Origin of the sequence: Paraburkholderia phymatum (genome assembly GCF_038900715.1) — a bacterium.
Classification (GTDB): Bacteria; Pseudomonadota; Gammaproteobacteria; order Burkholderiales; family Burkholderiaceae; genus Paraburkholderia; species Paraburkholderia phymatum_A.
In genome coordinates this window covers 25,927-39,420 of record NZ_JAYMRZ010000001.1, presented here as the reverse complement: position 1 = coordinate 39,420, position 13,494 = coordinate 25,927, and the positions used below count along the sequence as shown (strand labels likewise).

The 13,494-nt window shown below is 63.6% G+C and carries 14 protein-coding genes; all 14 read right to left on the bottom strand.

The window, feature by feature from the left end; all coding sequences use genetic code 11:
• Nucleotides 1-18 precede the first annotated feature (18 nt).
• A complete protein-coding gene (locus tag VSR68_RS00160) occupies nucleotides 19-1,806 on the bottom strand; it encodes an acyl-CoA dehydrogenase C-terminal domain-containing protein (protein ID WP_342937886.1) in 1,788 nt (595 codons plus the stop codon).
• Between the two features lie 87 nt (nucleotides 1,807-1,893).
• Nucleotides 1,894-2,499 (bottom strand): TetR/AcrR family transcriptional regulator, encoded by a 606-nt coding sequence (locus VSR68_RS00155; protein ID WP_087734085.1) that lies wholly within the window; start codon nucleotides 2,497-2,499, stop codon nucleotides 1,894-1,896.
• 270 nt (nucleotides 2,500-2,769) lie between these two features.
• Entirely contained in the window at nucleotides 2,770-4,038 is a 1,269-nt protein-coding gene (clsB, locus tag VSR68_RS00150) for a cardiolipin synthase ClsB (protein ID WP_342937885.1), read from the bottom strand.
• Nucleotides 4,035-4,511, bottom strand: a complete 477-nt coding sequence (gene nudB / locus VSR68_RS00145) for a dihydroneopterin triphosphate diphosphatase (protein ID WP_342937884.1) — start codon at nucleotides 4,509-4,511, stop codon at nucleotides 4,035-4,037. Before nudB ends, clsB begins: the two co-directional genes overlap by 4 nt.
• A gap of 160 nt (nucleotides 4,512-4,671) precedes the next feature.
• Complete coding sequence (aspS, locus tag VSR68_RS00140; RefSeq protein ID WP_342937883.1) at nucleotides 4,672-6,471, bottom strand: aspartate--tRNA ligase; 1,800 nt, start codon at nucleotides 6,469-6,471, stop codon at nucleotides 4,672-4,674.
• Nucleotides 6,472-6,543: 72 nt separating this feature from the next.
• Complete coding sequence (locus VSR68_RS00135; protein ID WP_342932436.1) at nucleotides 6,544-7,206, bottom strand: DUF502 domain-containing protein; 663 nt, start codon at nucleotides 7,204-7,206, stop codon at nucleotides 6,544-6,546.
• Between the two features lie 67 nt (nucleotides 7,207-7,273).
• Entirely contained in the window at nucleotides 7,274-7,618 is a 345-nt protein-coding gene (locus tag VSR68_RS00130) for an FmdB family zinc ribbon protein (protein ID WP_342937882.1), read from the bottom strand.
• A gap of 138 nt (nucleotides 7,619-7,756) precedes the next feature.
• The gene (locus VSR68_RS00125) at nucleotides 7,757-8,398 is read right to left on the bottom strand and encodes a thiopurine S-methyltransferase (protein ID WP_342937881.1); all 642 of its coding nucleotides are present in this window, start codon (nucleotides 8,396-8,398) and stop codon (nucleotides 7,757-7,759) included.
• Between the two features lie 27 nt (nucleotides 8,399-8,425).
• Nucleotides 8,426-10,006, bottom strand: coding sequence for a ubiquinone biosynthesis regulatory protein kinase UbiB (gene ubiB / locus VSR68_RS00120; protein WP_342937880.1), 1,581 nt, complete (start codon nucleotides 10,004-10,006; stop codon nucleotides 8,426-8,428).
• 15 nt (nucleotides 10,007-10,021) lie between these two features.
• Nucleotides 10,022-10,666, bottom strand: coding sequence for a ubiquinone biosynthesis accessory factor UbiJ (locus tag VSR68_RS00115; RefSeq protein ID WP_342937879.1), 645 nt, complete (start codon nucleotides 10,664-10,666; stop codon nucleotides 10,022-10,024).
• A gap of 110 nt (nucleotides 10,667-10,776) precedes the next feature.
• Nucleotides 10,777-11,784, bottom strand: a complete 1,008-nt coding sequence (locus VSR68_RS00110) for a Tim44 domain-containing protein (RefSeq protein WP_342937878.1) — start codon at nucleotides 11,782-11,784, stop codon at nucleotides 10,777-10,779.
• A gap of 37 nt (nucleotides 11,785-11,821) precedes the next feature.
• Entirely contained in the window at nucleotides 11,822-12,553 is a 732-nt protein-coding gene (gene ubiE, locus VSR68_RS00105) for a bifunctional demethylmenaquinone methyltransferase/2-methoxy-6-polyprenyl-1,4-benzoquinol methylase UbiE (RefSeq protein ID WP_342937877.1), read from the bottom strand.
• 91 nt (nucleotides 12,554-12,644) lie between these two features.
• The gene (locus tag VSR68_RS00100; protein ID WP_342937876.1) at nucleotides 12,645-13,058 is read right to left on the bottom strand and encodes a DUF971 domain-containing protein; all 414 of its coding nucleotides are present in this window, start codon (nucleotides 13,056-13,058) and stop codon (nucleotides 12,645-12,647) included.
• A 7-nt stretch (nucleotides 13,059-13,065) separates the two neighbouring features.
• The gene (locus VSR68_RS00095; RefSeq protein WP_342937875.1) at nucleotides 13,066-13,494 is read right to left on the bottom strand and encodes an HIT family protein; all 429 of its coding nucleotides are present in this window, start codon (nucleotides 13,492-13,494) and stop codon (nucleotides 13,066-13,068) included.

Sequence of the window (13,494 nt, the reverse complement as noted above, 5' to 3'; positions counted from 1 at the left end):
GCGCCGCCTGCGATGGCTTTAGAACAGCGCTTCGTCGATGTCCATCAACGTCTTCGAGCCGGCGCGCGCGGCGCGGATCGTCGAGGCCGTTTCGGGCAGCAGCTTCGCGAAGTAGAAACGCGCGGTCGCGAGCTTCGACTTGTAGAACGGATCGCCGGACGCTTCGTTGTCGAGCGCGACGCGCGCCATGCGGGCCCAGAAGTACGAGAATACGAGATGGCCGACAGTGCGCAGATACGGCACGGCCGCCGCGCCCACTTCGTCCGGGTTCTGCATCGCCTTCATGCCGATTTCCATCGTCAGCTTCTGGACCTTGTCGCCGATATCCGCGAGCGGATTGACGAACTCCTGCATCTCGGGCTTGATCCCTTCGGCCTCGACGAAATCCGTCACCAGCTTGCCGAACTTCTTGAGCTTCGCGCCCATGTCGCCGAGCACCTTGCGGCCCAGCAGGTCGAGCGACTGAACCGTGTTCGTGCCTTCGTAGATCATGTTGATCCGCGCGTCGCGCACGTACTGCTCCATGCCCCATTCGGCGATATAGCCGTGGCCGCCGAACACCTGCATCGCGAGGTTCGTGCCTTCGAACGCGTTGTCCGACAGGAACGCCTTCAGGATCGGCGTGAGCAGCGCGACGAGATCGGCGGCTTCCTTGCGCACCGCTTCGTCCGCATGCGACAGCTCCTTGTCGATATGCAGCGCCGACCAGTACGAGAACGCGCGCGCGCCTTCCGCGTACGCCTTCTGCGTGAGCAGCATGCGGCGCACGTCCGGGTGGACGATGATCGGGTCGGCGGCCTTGTCGGGCGCTTTCGGGCCCGACAGCGAGCGCATCTGCAGACGCTCCTTCGCATACGCGAGCGAGTTCTGATACGCGACTTCCGTCAGGCCGAGGCTCTGCATGCCGACGCCCAGACGCGCCGCGTTCATCATCACGAACATCGCGTTGAGGCCCTTGTTCGGCTCGCCGACCATCCAGCCCTTCGCGTTGTCGAGATTGATCACGCACGTCGCGTTGCCGTGAATGCCCATCTTCTGCTCGATCGAGCCGCACTTCACGCCGTTGCGCGCGCCGGGGTTGCCGCTCGCGTCGGGCACGAACTTCGGCACGATGAAAAGCGAGATGCCCTTCGTGCCGTTCGGCGCATCGGGCAGACGCGCGAGCACGAGGTGAACGATGTTGTCGGCGAGATCGTGTTCGCCGCTGGAGATGAAGATCTTCGTGCCGCTGATCGAATACGAGCCGTCGCCATTCGGCTCGGCCTTCGTGCGCAGAATGCCGAGGTCCGTGCCGCAATGCGGCTCCGTCAGGCACATCGTGCCTGTCCATTGACCCGACACGAGCTTCGGCAGATACACCTGTTGCAGTTCCGGCGTGCCGTGCGCGTGCAGGCACTCGTACGCGCCGTGCGACAGGCCGGGGTACATCGTCCACGCCTGGTTCGCGGAGTTCAGCATCTCGTAGAGCGCGTTGTTGACGAACGCAGGCAGGCCCTGGCCGCCGTACTCGGGATCGCAGCCGAGCGCTGGCCAGCCCGCCTCGACGTACTGCCGATACGCTTCCTTGAAGCCCTTCGGCGTGGTGACGACGCCATCGCCTTCGTACTTGCAGCCTTCCTGATCGCCGCTCTGGTTCAGCGGGAAGACCACCTCCGAGCAGAATTTTCCGGCTTCCTCGAGCACCTGATTGATCGTGTCGGCATCGAGGTCTGCGTGCTTAGGCATCTGCTTGATCTCGGCTTCGACGTTCAGCAGCTCGTGCAATACGAATTGCATGTCGCGCAGCGGCGCGGCGTACTGTCCCATGAGTCTCTCCAGTCAATCCAAAAGGTGTGGCTTAAGCGTCGCGACCAGCCTACCGCCGTTTGGATCCGATGGACCCAGCCAGCCCCGCTAGCGGCTCGTGCTCTCGCTCTGACGCGAAACAATCAGTTTTTCCAGCGCGGCCCACGTGAGGCGCACGGCATCGGGCAGATGCAGAAAGCGTGCGTCGTGATGCAGGCCGAGCGTGAAGCTATACAGTTCGAAGAGCATCAGTTGCGAGTCCGTATCTGCGCGCAGATGCCCTTCTTCGATTGCCTGCGAAATGGCTCGCGTGAGCGCCGCGCGCCACATCTGCACGCTCGCCACCAGCTGCTCGCGCACCGCGCTGTCCGCGCGATCGTCGTACTCGACCGCGCCGCTGATGTAGATGCATCCAGTCGTGACTTCCTGGACGCGCTTCTCGATCCAGCGCGAGAGCATCGCGCGCAAGCGGGGCAAGCCACGGGGCTCGCGCAGACTCGGGAAGAACACCTCGTCTTCAAAACGACGGTGATATTCGCGCACGACTTCCACCTGCAAGTCCTCGCGCGACCCGAAATGCGCGAACACTCCGCTCTTGCTCATCTGCATGCGCTCGGCCAGCAGGCCAATCGTCAGACCTTCCAGTCCGTCGCGGCTTGCCAGATCGAGTGCTGCATCGAGAATCGCGGCTCGCGTTTGTTCGCCTTTTCGCATAGCTGTGTACCGTCTGATTTGATCGAAAGGAAAAAATCGAACGGTCGTACCATTATTGGGCGTGACCGTCCGCGAAACAAGGAATTTATTAGAAACGGGTTTCTAACGACGCTTCGATTTTCCGTCATTCGTCTATAGGACGATGCGGAATTTTTAGAATCATTTGCCGGAACTGGTCTGAGTTGTCTCCAATTGGTGTTTTCTGAGCGCTGCGGATCGCATTTTGTCTGCGCTTCTTCGTTCTTTCCAGCCTGCCTTCCGATCGTTCGTCTAGTCGTAGCCGCCGACCGTCAACAGCTTCATCGCCAGCCGATAGGTGTTGTACGCGAACCAGTTGAGCAGCCGCTCGCCGGCGGGACGCGACTCGTAGTGCTTTTCGTCGATACGGCGCGATTCGTCGAACGCCGCGAGGATCGCGTCGCGCAACCTGTCGATCTCGGGATGCAGCACCAGCACGACATTGGCTTCGTTGTTCAGCACGAGGCTCAGCGCGTCGAGATTCGACGAGCCGACCGTGCCCCAATTCGAATCGACGACAGCCACTTTTCCGTGAAGCATGGTCTTTTCGTACTCGGCGATCTTCACGCCCGCCTTGAGCAGCGAACGGTACAGGAACGGCACGGCGTAATCGAGCGCGGCAAACTCCTTTCTGCCGATCACGAGACGCACGTCGACGCCGCGCTGCGCCGCGAAGATCAGCGCGCGCCGCAGCTTGCGGCCGGGCATGAAGTACGGATTGGCGAGCAGCACTTCGGAGCGCGCCTGGCCGATCGCCGTCAGATATGCCTTCTCGATCGCGCGCCGGTTGACGAAGTTGTCGCGCGCGACGAACGCGACGCACGGCTCGGCCATCGCGCGCATGTCGGCATTGCGGGCGCTCCTCGTGCTCTGCCGCGCGCGCACGAAATGCGCGGTCGCGACGCGCGGCGTCGGGGCGCCGACGGGCGGCGGCGTCAGCGCGGGCCGGTGGCCGATGCGGATGCGCTCCCATTGCACGTCGAATGCTTCGCGCACGTCGGCCACCACGGGCCCTTGCAGCTCGACCGCAAAATCCCAGCGCGGATAAGGCAGGCGCGTGCCGTTCTGATCGTAGTCGTCGACGATGTTGATGCCGCCGCACCACGCGAACGCATCGTCGACCATGGCGAGCTTGCGATGCGTGCGCGAAAAGCCGAAGCGGCCGAACAGATTCGGGTTGTAGATGCGATGCTCGACGCCCGCCAAGGTCCAGTCGTTGAACATCGCGAGGCGCTCGGTGCCGATGCCGTCGGTGATCACGCGCACGCGGACGCCGCGCGACGCGGCCCGTATCAGCGCATCGGAGACGGGGCGGCCCGCCGCGTCGTCGCAGAAGATATAGGTTTCCAGCGCAACGTCGCGTTGCGCGGCGTCGATGCGCTCGACCAGCGACGCAAAGAACGGGTCGCCCTCGGTGAACAGGCGAATCTCGTTGCCGGTACAAAAGCGATACCTGGACCCGTAGCGCCGACCGGGCAGATGCTGGGTCAGTCGCGCAAAGCTGCGGCCGCCGCCGCTCATCGGCAACGCTCCTTCACGCGTTGCGGCAGTTGCAGGATCGCGTCGCGATTGGACCACGAGAAGCAGCGCTCGGCGGCCTCCTGCCATGGCAGCCACAGATGAGCGGTATGTTCGAGCGGCGCGAGCGTCACTTCGAGACGCTCAGGCACTTGCAGGCTGAACCAGTGCTCGATGTTGTGCGTGACGCCTTCCGCATAGCGATGGCGCCACGTCGAAAAAATCTCGAACTCGATGTGATGATGCCAGTCGACGAGCGCCTCGCTCGGCACGAGATCGCCGCCGATCACGATGCCCGTCTCTTCCGCCACTTCGCGGACGGCCGTTTCCGCGATCGGCTCGTCGATGCGCTCCTTCGAGCCCGTTACCGATTGCCAGAACCCCTCCCGATCGGCTCGTTCGATAAGCAGCACGTCGAGCTCGGGCGTGTGAATGACGACGAGTACGGATTCCGGAATCTTCGGCGGTTTCGGCATGGTGATAGAGCGGCGCGGGAGTCGCGCGATCGCATGTCGGAAGGCGTAGCTTTCAGTGACTTTAACGCAAAAAACGAAAAAGGCGCATCACGCGCCTTCTTCGTTCGTTGTTTCGCGCACTCGCCGTTGTTTTAACGGCGCGTCGCGCCTGACGTCACATTTAAGCCTTTTGCTCGGGCTGACGCAGACGGATGTGCAACTCGCGCAACTGGCGCTCGTCGACTTCGCTCGGGGCCTGCGTGAGCAGATCCTGCGCGCGCTGCGTCTTCGGAAACGCGATCACGTCGCGGATCGAATCGGCGCCCGCCATCATCGTGACGATGCGGTCGAGACCGAATGCGATGCCACCGTGCGGGGGCGCGCCGTATTGCAGCGCGTCCAGCAGGAAGCCGAACTTCGCGCGCGCTTCTTCCGCGCCGATCTTCAGCGCGCGGAACACCTTGCTCTGCACGTCTTCCTGGAAGATACGCACCGAACCGCCGCCGATTTCCCAGCCGTTCAGCACCATGTCGTATGCCTTCGCGAGGCAGCGGCCCGGGTCCGTTTCCAGATATTCGAGGTGCTCGTCCTTCGGGCTCGTGAACGGGTGGTGAGCGGCGACGTAGCGGCTTTCCTCTTCGTCGTACTCGAACATCGGGAAGTCGACGACCCACAGCGGCTTCCAGCCCGCTTCGACGAGACCGTTCGCCTTGCCGAACTCCGAGTGGCCGATTTTCAGGCGCAGCGCGCCGAGGCTGTCGTTCACGACCTTCGCGCGATCCGCCGCGAAGAAGATGATGTCGCCGTCCTGCGCGCCCGTGCGTTCGATGATGGCCGCGATGGCCGCGTCGTGCAGGTTCTTCACGATCGGGCTTTGCAGGCCGTCACGGCCCTTCGCTACTTCGTTGACCTTGATCCACGCGAGACCCTTCGCGCCGTAGATGCGCACGAATTCCGTGTAGCTGTCGATATCGCCACGCGACAGCTCGCTGCCCTTCTGCACGCGCAGCGCCGCGACGCGGCCGTCCTTCGTGTTGGCCGGCGTGCTGAACACCTTGAAGTCGACGTCCTTCATCGCGTCCGTCAGTTCCGTGAACTCGAGCTTCACGCGCAGGTCCGGCTTGTCCGAGCCGAAGCGGCGCATCGCTTCCGAGTACGGCATCACGGCAAACTTCGCGTCCAGCTCGACGCCGATCGTTTCCTTGAACACATGGCGCGTCATGTCTTCGAACAGATCGCGGATTTCCTGCTCGTTGAGGAACGACGTTTCGCAGTCGATCTGCGTGAATTCCGGCTGACGGTCGGCGCGCAGGTCTTCGTCGCGGAAGCACTTGGTGATCTGGTAGTAACGGTCGAAGTTCGCGACCATCAACAGCTGCTTGAAGAGCTGCGGCGACTGCGGCAGCGCGAAGAACTGGCCCGCGTTCACACGCGACGGCACCAGGTAGTCGCGCGCGCCTTCCGGCGTGCTCTTGGTCAGCATCGGCGTTTCGATGTCGATGAAGCCGCGCGAATCGAGGTACTTGCGCACTTCCATCGCGACGCGGTAGCGCAGACGCAGGTTGTGCTGCATCTGCGGACGGCGCAGGTCGAGCACGCGATGCGTGAGGCGCGTGGTTTCCGACAGGTTGTCGTCGTCGAGCTGGAACGGCGGCGTGACGGATGCGTTCAGCACGGTCAGCTCATGGCACAGCACTTCGATCTTGCCGCTCTTCAGGCCGGCGTTCGTCGTGCCTTCCGGACGGTTGCGCACGACGCCCTTCACCTGGACGCAGAATTCGTTGCGCACGCCTTCGGCCGTCTTGAACATCTCAGCGCGATCCGGGTCGCAGACGACCTGAACGAGGCCTTCGCGGTCGCGCAGATCGATGAAGATAACGCCGCCATGGTCGCGGCGCCGGCTCACCCAGCCGCACAGCGACACAGTTTGACCCAGGAGGTGTTCGGTCACCAGACCGCAGTATTCAGATCTCATCGACATGATGTTTGTCTTTCGTTTTGCATGGGTTGAACGGCGCGCGCCAGACGGATGTCCGAGTGGCGCGCGCCGGCATTACATGGGTGGCTCGACGGTCGTGCGGCGCTCCGCCAACGGCTGATGCGTGGGCGAGGACGGGGCGACGACGCCCATCGAGACGATGTACTTGAGTGCGGCGTCGACGGTCATGTCGAGCTCGATCACTTCGCTTTTCGGCACCATCAGGAAGAAGCCGGACGTCGGGTTCGGCGTGGTCGGCACGTAGACGCTGACGTGATCTTCCTTCAGGTGGTTCACCACGTCGCCGCCGGGGATGCCCGTCAGAAACCCGATGGTGTAGGACCCTTTACGCGGGTACTCGATGAGCAGCGCCTTGCGGAATGCGTTTCCGCTCGACGACAGCAGCGTATCGGACACCTGCTTGACACTGGTGTAGATCGGCCCGACGACAGGAATGCGCGCGACGATCACTTCCCACCAGCCGACCAGCTTCTGCCCAACGAAGTTCTGCGTCAATAGACCGACGACGAAAATGAACGCGAGAGTCAGCACGGCGCCGAGTCCGGGCAGGCGGAAGCCGAGCAGCCGCTCCGGCTGCCACGAACGGGGCAGCAACAGCAGCGTCTGATCCATCGTGCCGATGATCAGGCCGAGCACCCACAGCGTGATGGCGAGAGGCACCAGCACCAGAAGGCCCGTCAGGAACACCGATTTGAGCGTCGTCTTTTTCGTCGTCATGTGTATCGCCAGAAATCCGCACGAACCCCTTGCGCGGCGCCTACTTCACCGTGGAGCGGCGAACCGGCTAGGTGCCCGAGCTGCTTGCCGCGGCGGGCGCGGCTGCGGGTGCTGCAGCCGGCGCGCTCGTGGAAGCCGCGCTGTCGGACGAAGCCGCCTCCGGCTTGCTCTCGGCCTTGCCAGCCGCTGCGCCCGAGCCGTTGCCGGTGCTGGAAGCTCCGCCCGAATTGCCGCCACGGAAGTCCGTGACGTACCAGCCCGAGCCCTTCAGCTGGAAGCCGGCGGCAGTGACCTGCTTGCGGAATGCATCGGCTCCGCACTCCGGGCATTGCGTCAACGGGGCGTCGCTCATTTTTTGAAGCACGTCCTTCCCGAAGCCGCATGACTCGCAACGATAAGCGTAGATCGGCATGATCTTGTCCCTACAGAAATCTTTTGAACGCTTGCAAAGCCTTGAATTATAGCCGCAAACGCCGGGCCGCCCCGGAATTCCAGGGGAAACGGCCGGCGCGTCCACAAACCAAATAGATGATGGCGATGGCGCCGCGAATCAAGCCCTTGTTGCGCCGCGCCGACGCCATGTCAGCCAGCGCTCCCGGCCGGCAAAGACGGCGATCGAATCGTTGACGGGCTCGTCTTCCGTCAGCTCGAAATGGGGCGTGAGCAGCGCGTCGAGGTCGGCGCGCTCGATGCCGAACGGCGGCCCCTTCGGCGTCGCGCCGATGAAGAAGAAACCGGCAAGCAATCCGTCTGCCGGCAATAGCGCGGCCATGCGCGCCACGTAGTCGTCGCGCCGCATCGGAGGCAGCGCGCACATGAACGCGCGCTCGTAGATCCAGCCAGGCTCGAAAGGCGGCTGATACGTGAAGAAATCGGCGACTTCCACGACGTCGGCATGCGCGCCCAGTTGGGCGCGCGCGGCGTCGACCGCATTGGGCGCAAAGTCGATTGCGCGAACCGGCCAGCCCCGTTCGGCGAGCCACCACGCCTCGTACGCGCTCCCGCAGCCTGGAATCAGCACGGGCATCGGCGCGTGCCGCTCGACGAACGCCTTGAACGATGCCGGCACGCCCGCCTGATCCCACGGCGTGTAGCCGCGCCCGAAGCGCTCGTCCCAGAAGCCGGGTGCATTCGGATCGCGGTTTTCGAAATCCGGCGCGCCGGAAGGAACCGTTGGCCTGGAGTCGCTCATCGGCGTACCTCGAAATGGGGGAGTTCGTTAGCCGCCATACGCGATACTCAGCCACGCGCGAGCCAGCATCGCACCGACACCGACCGCCACGCCGAACATCAACAGCCCTTGCAGCAGGCGGTTCGTGCGCTTCTGCTCAAGCAGGATCTGGCGGATGGTTTCGTCGTTGATGCCGCGATGCTGCGCATCGTGACGCTGCGCCAGCACGTGATGAATCAGCCGCGGCAATTGCGGAAGCGTCTTGCTCCATTGCGGCGCCTCGATCTTGAGCCGCTCGTACCAGCCGCGCACGCCGACCTGCTCGTTCATCCAGCGCTCGAGATACGGCTTCGCCGTCTTCCACAGGTCGAGTTCCGGGTCGAGCGAACGGCCCAGCCCTTCGACGTTGAGCATCGTCTTTTGCAGCAGCACCAGTTGCGGCTGGATTTCGACGTTGAAGCGGCGCGACGTGGAGAAAAGCCGCATCAGCACCTGGCCGAGCGAGATGTCCTTCAGTGCGCGGTCGAAATACGGCTCGCAGACCGCGCGGATCGCGCTTTCCAGTTCTTCGACGCGCGTCGTCGGCGGCACCCAGCCGGATTCGAGGTGCAGCGTCGCGACGCGGTGATAGTCGCGCTTGAAGAACGCGAGAAAGTTCTGCGCGAGATAGTTCTTATCGAAGTCCGACAGCGCACCGATGATGCCGAAATCCAGCGCGATATAGCGCCCGAAATGCGCCGGATCGAGACTCACCTGAATGTTGCCCGGGTGCATGTCCGCGTGAAAGAAGCCGTCGCGGAAAACCTGCGTGAAGAAGATCTCGACGCCCTCGCGCGCGAGCTTCGGAATATCGACGCCCGCCGCGCGCAGCGTGTCCACCTGGCTGATCGGCACGCCGACCATGCGCTCCATCACGAGCACATTGGCCGTGCAAAATTCCCAGTACATCTCCGGCACGAGCAGCAGATCGAGGCCCGCGAAATTGCGCCGCAACTGGCTGCCGTTCGCCGCCTCGCGCATCAGGTCGAGTTCGTCGTGCAGATACTTGTCGAACTCCGCGACCACTTCGCGCGGCTTCAGGCGCTTGCCGTCCGCCCACAGGCGCTCGGCCCACACGGCCAGATCGCGCAGCAACGCGAGATCGGAATCGATCACGGGCAGCATGTTCGGCCGCAGCACCTTGACGGCGACCTGCTTGCCCGCGTGCTCGCCCGTCTTCAGCGTCGCGAAGTGAACCTGTGCAATCGATGCGCTCGCCACGGGCACGCGCTCGAAGTCGTCGAAGATCGAATCGACAGGCGCACCCAGCGACTTTTCGATGATTGCGATGGCGACGTCTGAATCGAACGGCGGCACCTGGTCTTGCAGCTTCGCGAGTTCGTTCGCGATGTCGGGGCGCAGCAGGTCGCGGCGCGTCGAGAGCACCTGGCCGAACTTCACGAAAATCGGCCCGAGACTTTCGAGCGCGAGGCGCAGCCGCAGCCCGGGCGGCTGGTCGAACTTGCGGCCGATCGTGGTGATACGCAGCAGCAACCGCACGCGGCGGTCGTTGATGCGGCTCAGCATCATCTCGTCGAGGCCGAACCGGATGACGGTAAAGAAGATCTTGAGGAAACGCAGGAAACGCATGACCGAGCCCGATGACTAGCGCGTGCCGCGCGACGTGGCGGCGCCGCCTGGCGCATGCGCGCCGCGGGCTTCGACCTTCTGTTCGAGACGCTCGATGCGTTTCTCGACGCGCGCGAGCGCATCGCGGGCGCGCGCCAACTCGGCGTTGAAGTCGTCGAGCGCGGCGCGGCGCACCAGTTGCGGGTTCTCGTCGAGCAGATATTCCGCCACCGATTCGAGCAGGTTGCGGCCCGTGCGCAGCGCATGATCGCCGACCGTGCGCGCCACCGACGCGATCCGCCACGCTGGCCCGTCGCCGATCAGTTTCGCCAGGTCTTCTTCGGGCTCCCAGCGCAGGTGCTCGGCGAGCTTGGCAATCACCGTCGCGAACTCCGCGTCGCCTTCGATCTTCACGTGCTTCATCACGGCCGCCTGGCCACCTTGCAGGAAAGCGGGTGCGGCATCGGCGGGCACGGAGACAGTGACGTCGAACGCGTGCGCTTCGCTTTCGTCGACGGCGCTCAGATAGCCGTCAGGCTGCACCAGCAGGATCAGCGTGACGGGAGGACACGAGAGCCGCGCGGTCTTGCCGGCATACGGGGTGAGGCGTTCGCGCGCCCACGTTTCGCGAGCGAGCAGATGGTTGACGGCAGCAGCGAAGGGCTTGGCGGCAAAGGTCATCGGAAGTGGAAAGAGAAAACCCGCGCCGGCGACTGCCGACGCGGGTTCCTATTGTAACGTCCGTTCGCTTCGCGCCTTGCTCTGCCGAACGGCTAATCCTTGATGCAATATCAGTGATGGTTCACTTGCTGGATGCCCGCGAGCAGCCAGCCTTCGCCCGTACGGGTCGACTTCGACAGGTTCCAGATTTCCTCGAACGGCTCGGCCGTGCCGCCCATCGTTTCGCGGATCAGGCCATAAAAGCGCACGCTCGCGAAGTACTCGCTGCCGCGATCTTCGACGCCGAGCAGATCGGCGTCCAGCTTAACGACGTCGGTCTGGTTCTTCTCCGCGCCGCGCGACGCCAGGTCGACCTTCACTTCGGCGAACATTTCCGGCGTCGTGAACTCGCGGATGTCGTCCATGTTGCCGGCGTCCCACGCTGCCTGCAGGCGCACGAAGTAGACCTTCGCGTTACGCAGGAACGCTTCGGAATCGAAGCCGGCCGGAACGGCGGGCGCAGCGGCGACTTCGGGCGTCGTCAGCGGGTTGCCTTGCGGCGAGAGGTACGAGCCCGACGGCGGCGCCGTATAGCGCGGCTCCTGCGCATAGCCCGTGCCGCCCGCGTTCAGCGTCGGCGAACTGCCCGCATATGCGGGAGCCGACGCATCGCGCTTGCGGCCGAAGAACTTGCGGATCAGCCAGATCGCGAGGAACGCGATCAGCGCGACGACGATCAGGTTCGCCATCATGCCGGCGAACGCTTCGCCAAGACCGAAGTGCGACAGCAGCGCCGCGATGCCCAGACCCGCCGCGAGACCGGCAATCGGCCCAAGCCAGCGCGAGCGGTTGGGCTGCGGCGCGGGCGTGGGCGGCGGCGTGGCCGGGCGCTGCGACTGCATGCCCTGCGCCGGCGCGCCCGGCGACTGCGAAGGAGAAGGCGACGGCGCCGTCTGCTGATGCGGCTGGATGGTATTGGACTGGCGCCCGAAACTGCGGCCGCCGCCCATGCGTTTCGCTTCGGCGTCGAGTGAAGTCAGCGTGCCGACGGTAATCAGGCCGACCATTGCGATCAGTCCGATTCTCCTCGCCCACGACCCCTTAGCCTTACAACGAGTTAACAGATTCGAATCCGACATTTTCGCAATTTCCTTTAAAAACGAGAAGTTAGGGACGCTAGTATTTGGTCCCGATATGTAAAGCTACCACGCCAGCTGACAAATTGTAATATTTGACGGCGTCGAGGCCAGCTTGTTCCATCATCGTCTTCAAAGTTTCCTGGTCCGGATGCATGCGGATCGATTCAGCCAGGTAGCGGTAGCTGTCGGCGTCCTTCGCGAAGCGCTCGCCGAGCCACGGCAGCACCTTGAACGAATAGACGTCGTACGCCTTTTTCAGCGGGTCCCACACTTTCGAGAACTCCAGCACGAGCAGCCGCCCGGCCGGTTTCAGCACGCGGCGCATTTCCGCGAGCGCCACGTCCTTATGCGTCATGTTACGCAAGCCGAATGCCACTGTGACGACATTGAAGTAGTTGTCCGGAAACGGAATCTTTTCGGCGTCGCACAGCAGCGTCGGCGTGATGACTCCCTTGTCGATCAGGCGATCGCGGCCGACGCGCAGCATCGATTCGTTGATGTCGGTGTGCCACACTTCGCCCGTCTCGCCCGCCTGCTTTGCGAACGCTTTCGACAGGTCGCCCGTGCCGCCCGCGATATCGAGCACCTTGTAGCCGGTCCGCACGTTGGCCTGCGCAATCGTGAATGCCTTCCACGCGCGGTGCAGCCCGCCCGACATCAGATCGTTCATCAGGTCATAGTTGGAAGCGACCGAGTGGAACACCCCCGCCACTTTCTTTGCTTTTTCCTGTTCATCGACTGTCTGATAGCCGAAGTGGGTATTGGTCATCGCGCTTCGTCCTTTCGCGTATTCATTCTGAAAATTGTTTCGCCGCATCCGGGCGGTGGCCGCCCCGCGGATGGCCGCCCCGCGGATCGTATCAGTGTCTGTGGCCGTGCGCTGGGCTGGATACGGGCATCGGCGCGTCCCGTTCGACGCCCGCTGTCTTAAGTTTGTCGAAATACTCGGCCCAGAGTTCGTCCTGACGGGTCGCGAGGTCCCACAGCAGGTCCCACGAATAGATGCCCGTATTGTGGCCGTCGGAGAACGTGGGCTGCAGCGCGTAGTTGCCGACGCCTTCGAGCGCCGTGATCGTCACTTCGCGCTTGCCTGTCTGCAAAGTTTCCTGGCCGGGGCCGTGGCCGCGCACTTCCGCCGATGGCGAATAGACGCGCATCAGCTCGAACGGCACGCGGTAGCTCTTGCCGTTCGCATATTGCAATTCGAGCACCCGCGATACGGCATGAACGACGACGCCGGTGGGCACCGGCGTATCGGATTTCAATCCACTCATGATGACCTCAGGCGAGAGCTTGTTCGATTTCGCCGCGTACCGCTTCGCGCAGCAGAGTCGCCTGCGCGCGGCGCTGGGACAGCATCGTTTCGGATACCGTCCGCTGGCGCGGCGCCCAGATGGGCAGCGGGAAATGTGCGTCGTTGGAGAAGCGCGGGATCACGTGCCAGTGCACATGCGGCACCTGGTTGCCGAGGCTCGCCAGGTTCACCTTGACGGGTTGCAGAGTGCGCCGGATCGCGCGCTCGACCGCGTAGACCACGCGCATCACGTGGTCGCGCTCCCCGTGGCCAAGATCGGAGAACTCGGCCACATGCCTGTTCCAGACCACCCGGCAAAAACCGGGATAGTCGTGTTCGTCGGCGAGGACGATACGCAGCGCGTCGTCCTGCCACAGTACGTCGCCGCCATCTTCACGGCAGAAAATACAGTCCAT

What these genes read in the sequence shown, in the direction of transcription:
- VSR68_RS00160 (WP_342937886.1), bottom strand. Translation starts at nt 1,806, where the DNA reads ATGGGACAGTACGCCGCGCCGCTGCGCGACATGCAATTCGTATTGCAC.
- VSR68_RS00155 (WP_087734085.1), bottom strand. Translation starts at nt 2,499, where the DNA reads ATGCGAAAAGGCGAACAAACGCGAGCCGCGATTCTCGATGCAGCACTC.
- clsB (WP_342937885.1), bottom strand. Translation starts at nt 4,038, where the DNA reads ATGAGCGGCGGCGGCCGCAGCTTTGCGCGACTGACCCAGCATCTGCCC.
- nudB (WP_342937884.1), bottom strand. Translation starts at nt 4,511, where the DNA reads ATGCCGAAACCGCCGAAGATTCCGGAATCCGTACTCGTCGTCATTCAC.
- aspS (WP_342937883.1), bottom strand. Translation starts at nt 6,471, where the DNA reads ATGTCGATGAGATCTGAATACTGCGGTCTGGTGACCGAACACCTCCTG.
- VSR68_RS00135 (WP_342932436.1), bottom strand. Translation starts at nt 7,206, where the DNA reads ATGACGACGAAAAAGACGACGCTCAAATCGGTGTTCCTGACGGGCCTT.
- VSR68_RS00130 (WP_342937882.1), bottom strand. Translation starts at nt 7,618, where the DNA reads ATGCCGATCTACGCTTATCGTTGCGAGTCATGCGGCTTCGGGAAGGAC.
- VSR68_RS00125 (WP_342937881.1), bottom strand. Translation starts at nt 8,398, where the DNA reads ATGAGCGACTCCAGGCCAACGGTTCCTTCCGGCGCGCCGGATTTCGAA.
- ubiB (WP_342937880.1), bottom strand. Translation starts at nt 10,006, where the DNA reads ATGCGTTTCCTGCGTTTCCTCAAGATCTTCTTTACCGTCATCCGGTTC.
- VSR68_RS00115 (WP_342937879.1), bottom strand. Translation starts at nt 10,666, where the DNA reads ATGACCTTTGCCGCCAAGCCCTTCGCTGCTGCCGTCAACCATCTGCTC.
- VSR68_RS00110 (WP_342937878.1), bottom strand. Translation starts at nt 11,784, where the DNA reads ATGTCGGATTCGAATCTGTTAACTCGTTGTAAGGCTAAGGGGTCGTGG.
- ubiE (WP_342937877.1), bottom strand. Translation starts at nt 12,553, where the DNA reads ATGACCAATACCCACTTCGGCTATCAGACAGTCGATGAACAGGAAAAA.
- VSR68_RS00100 (WP_342937876.1), bottom strand. Translation starts at nt 13,058, where the DNA reads ATGAGTGGATTGAAATCCGATACGCCGGTGCCCACCGGCGTCGTCGTT.
- VSR68_RS00095 (WP_342937875.1), bottom strand. Translation starts at nt 13,494, where the DNA reads ATGGACTGTATTTTCTGCCGTGAAGATGGCGGCGACGTACTGTGGCAG.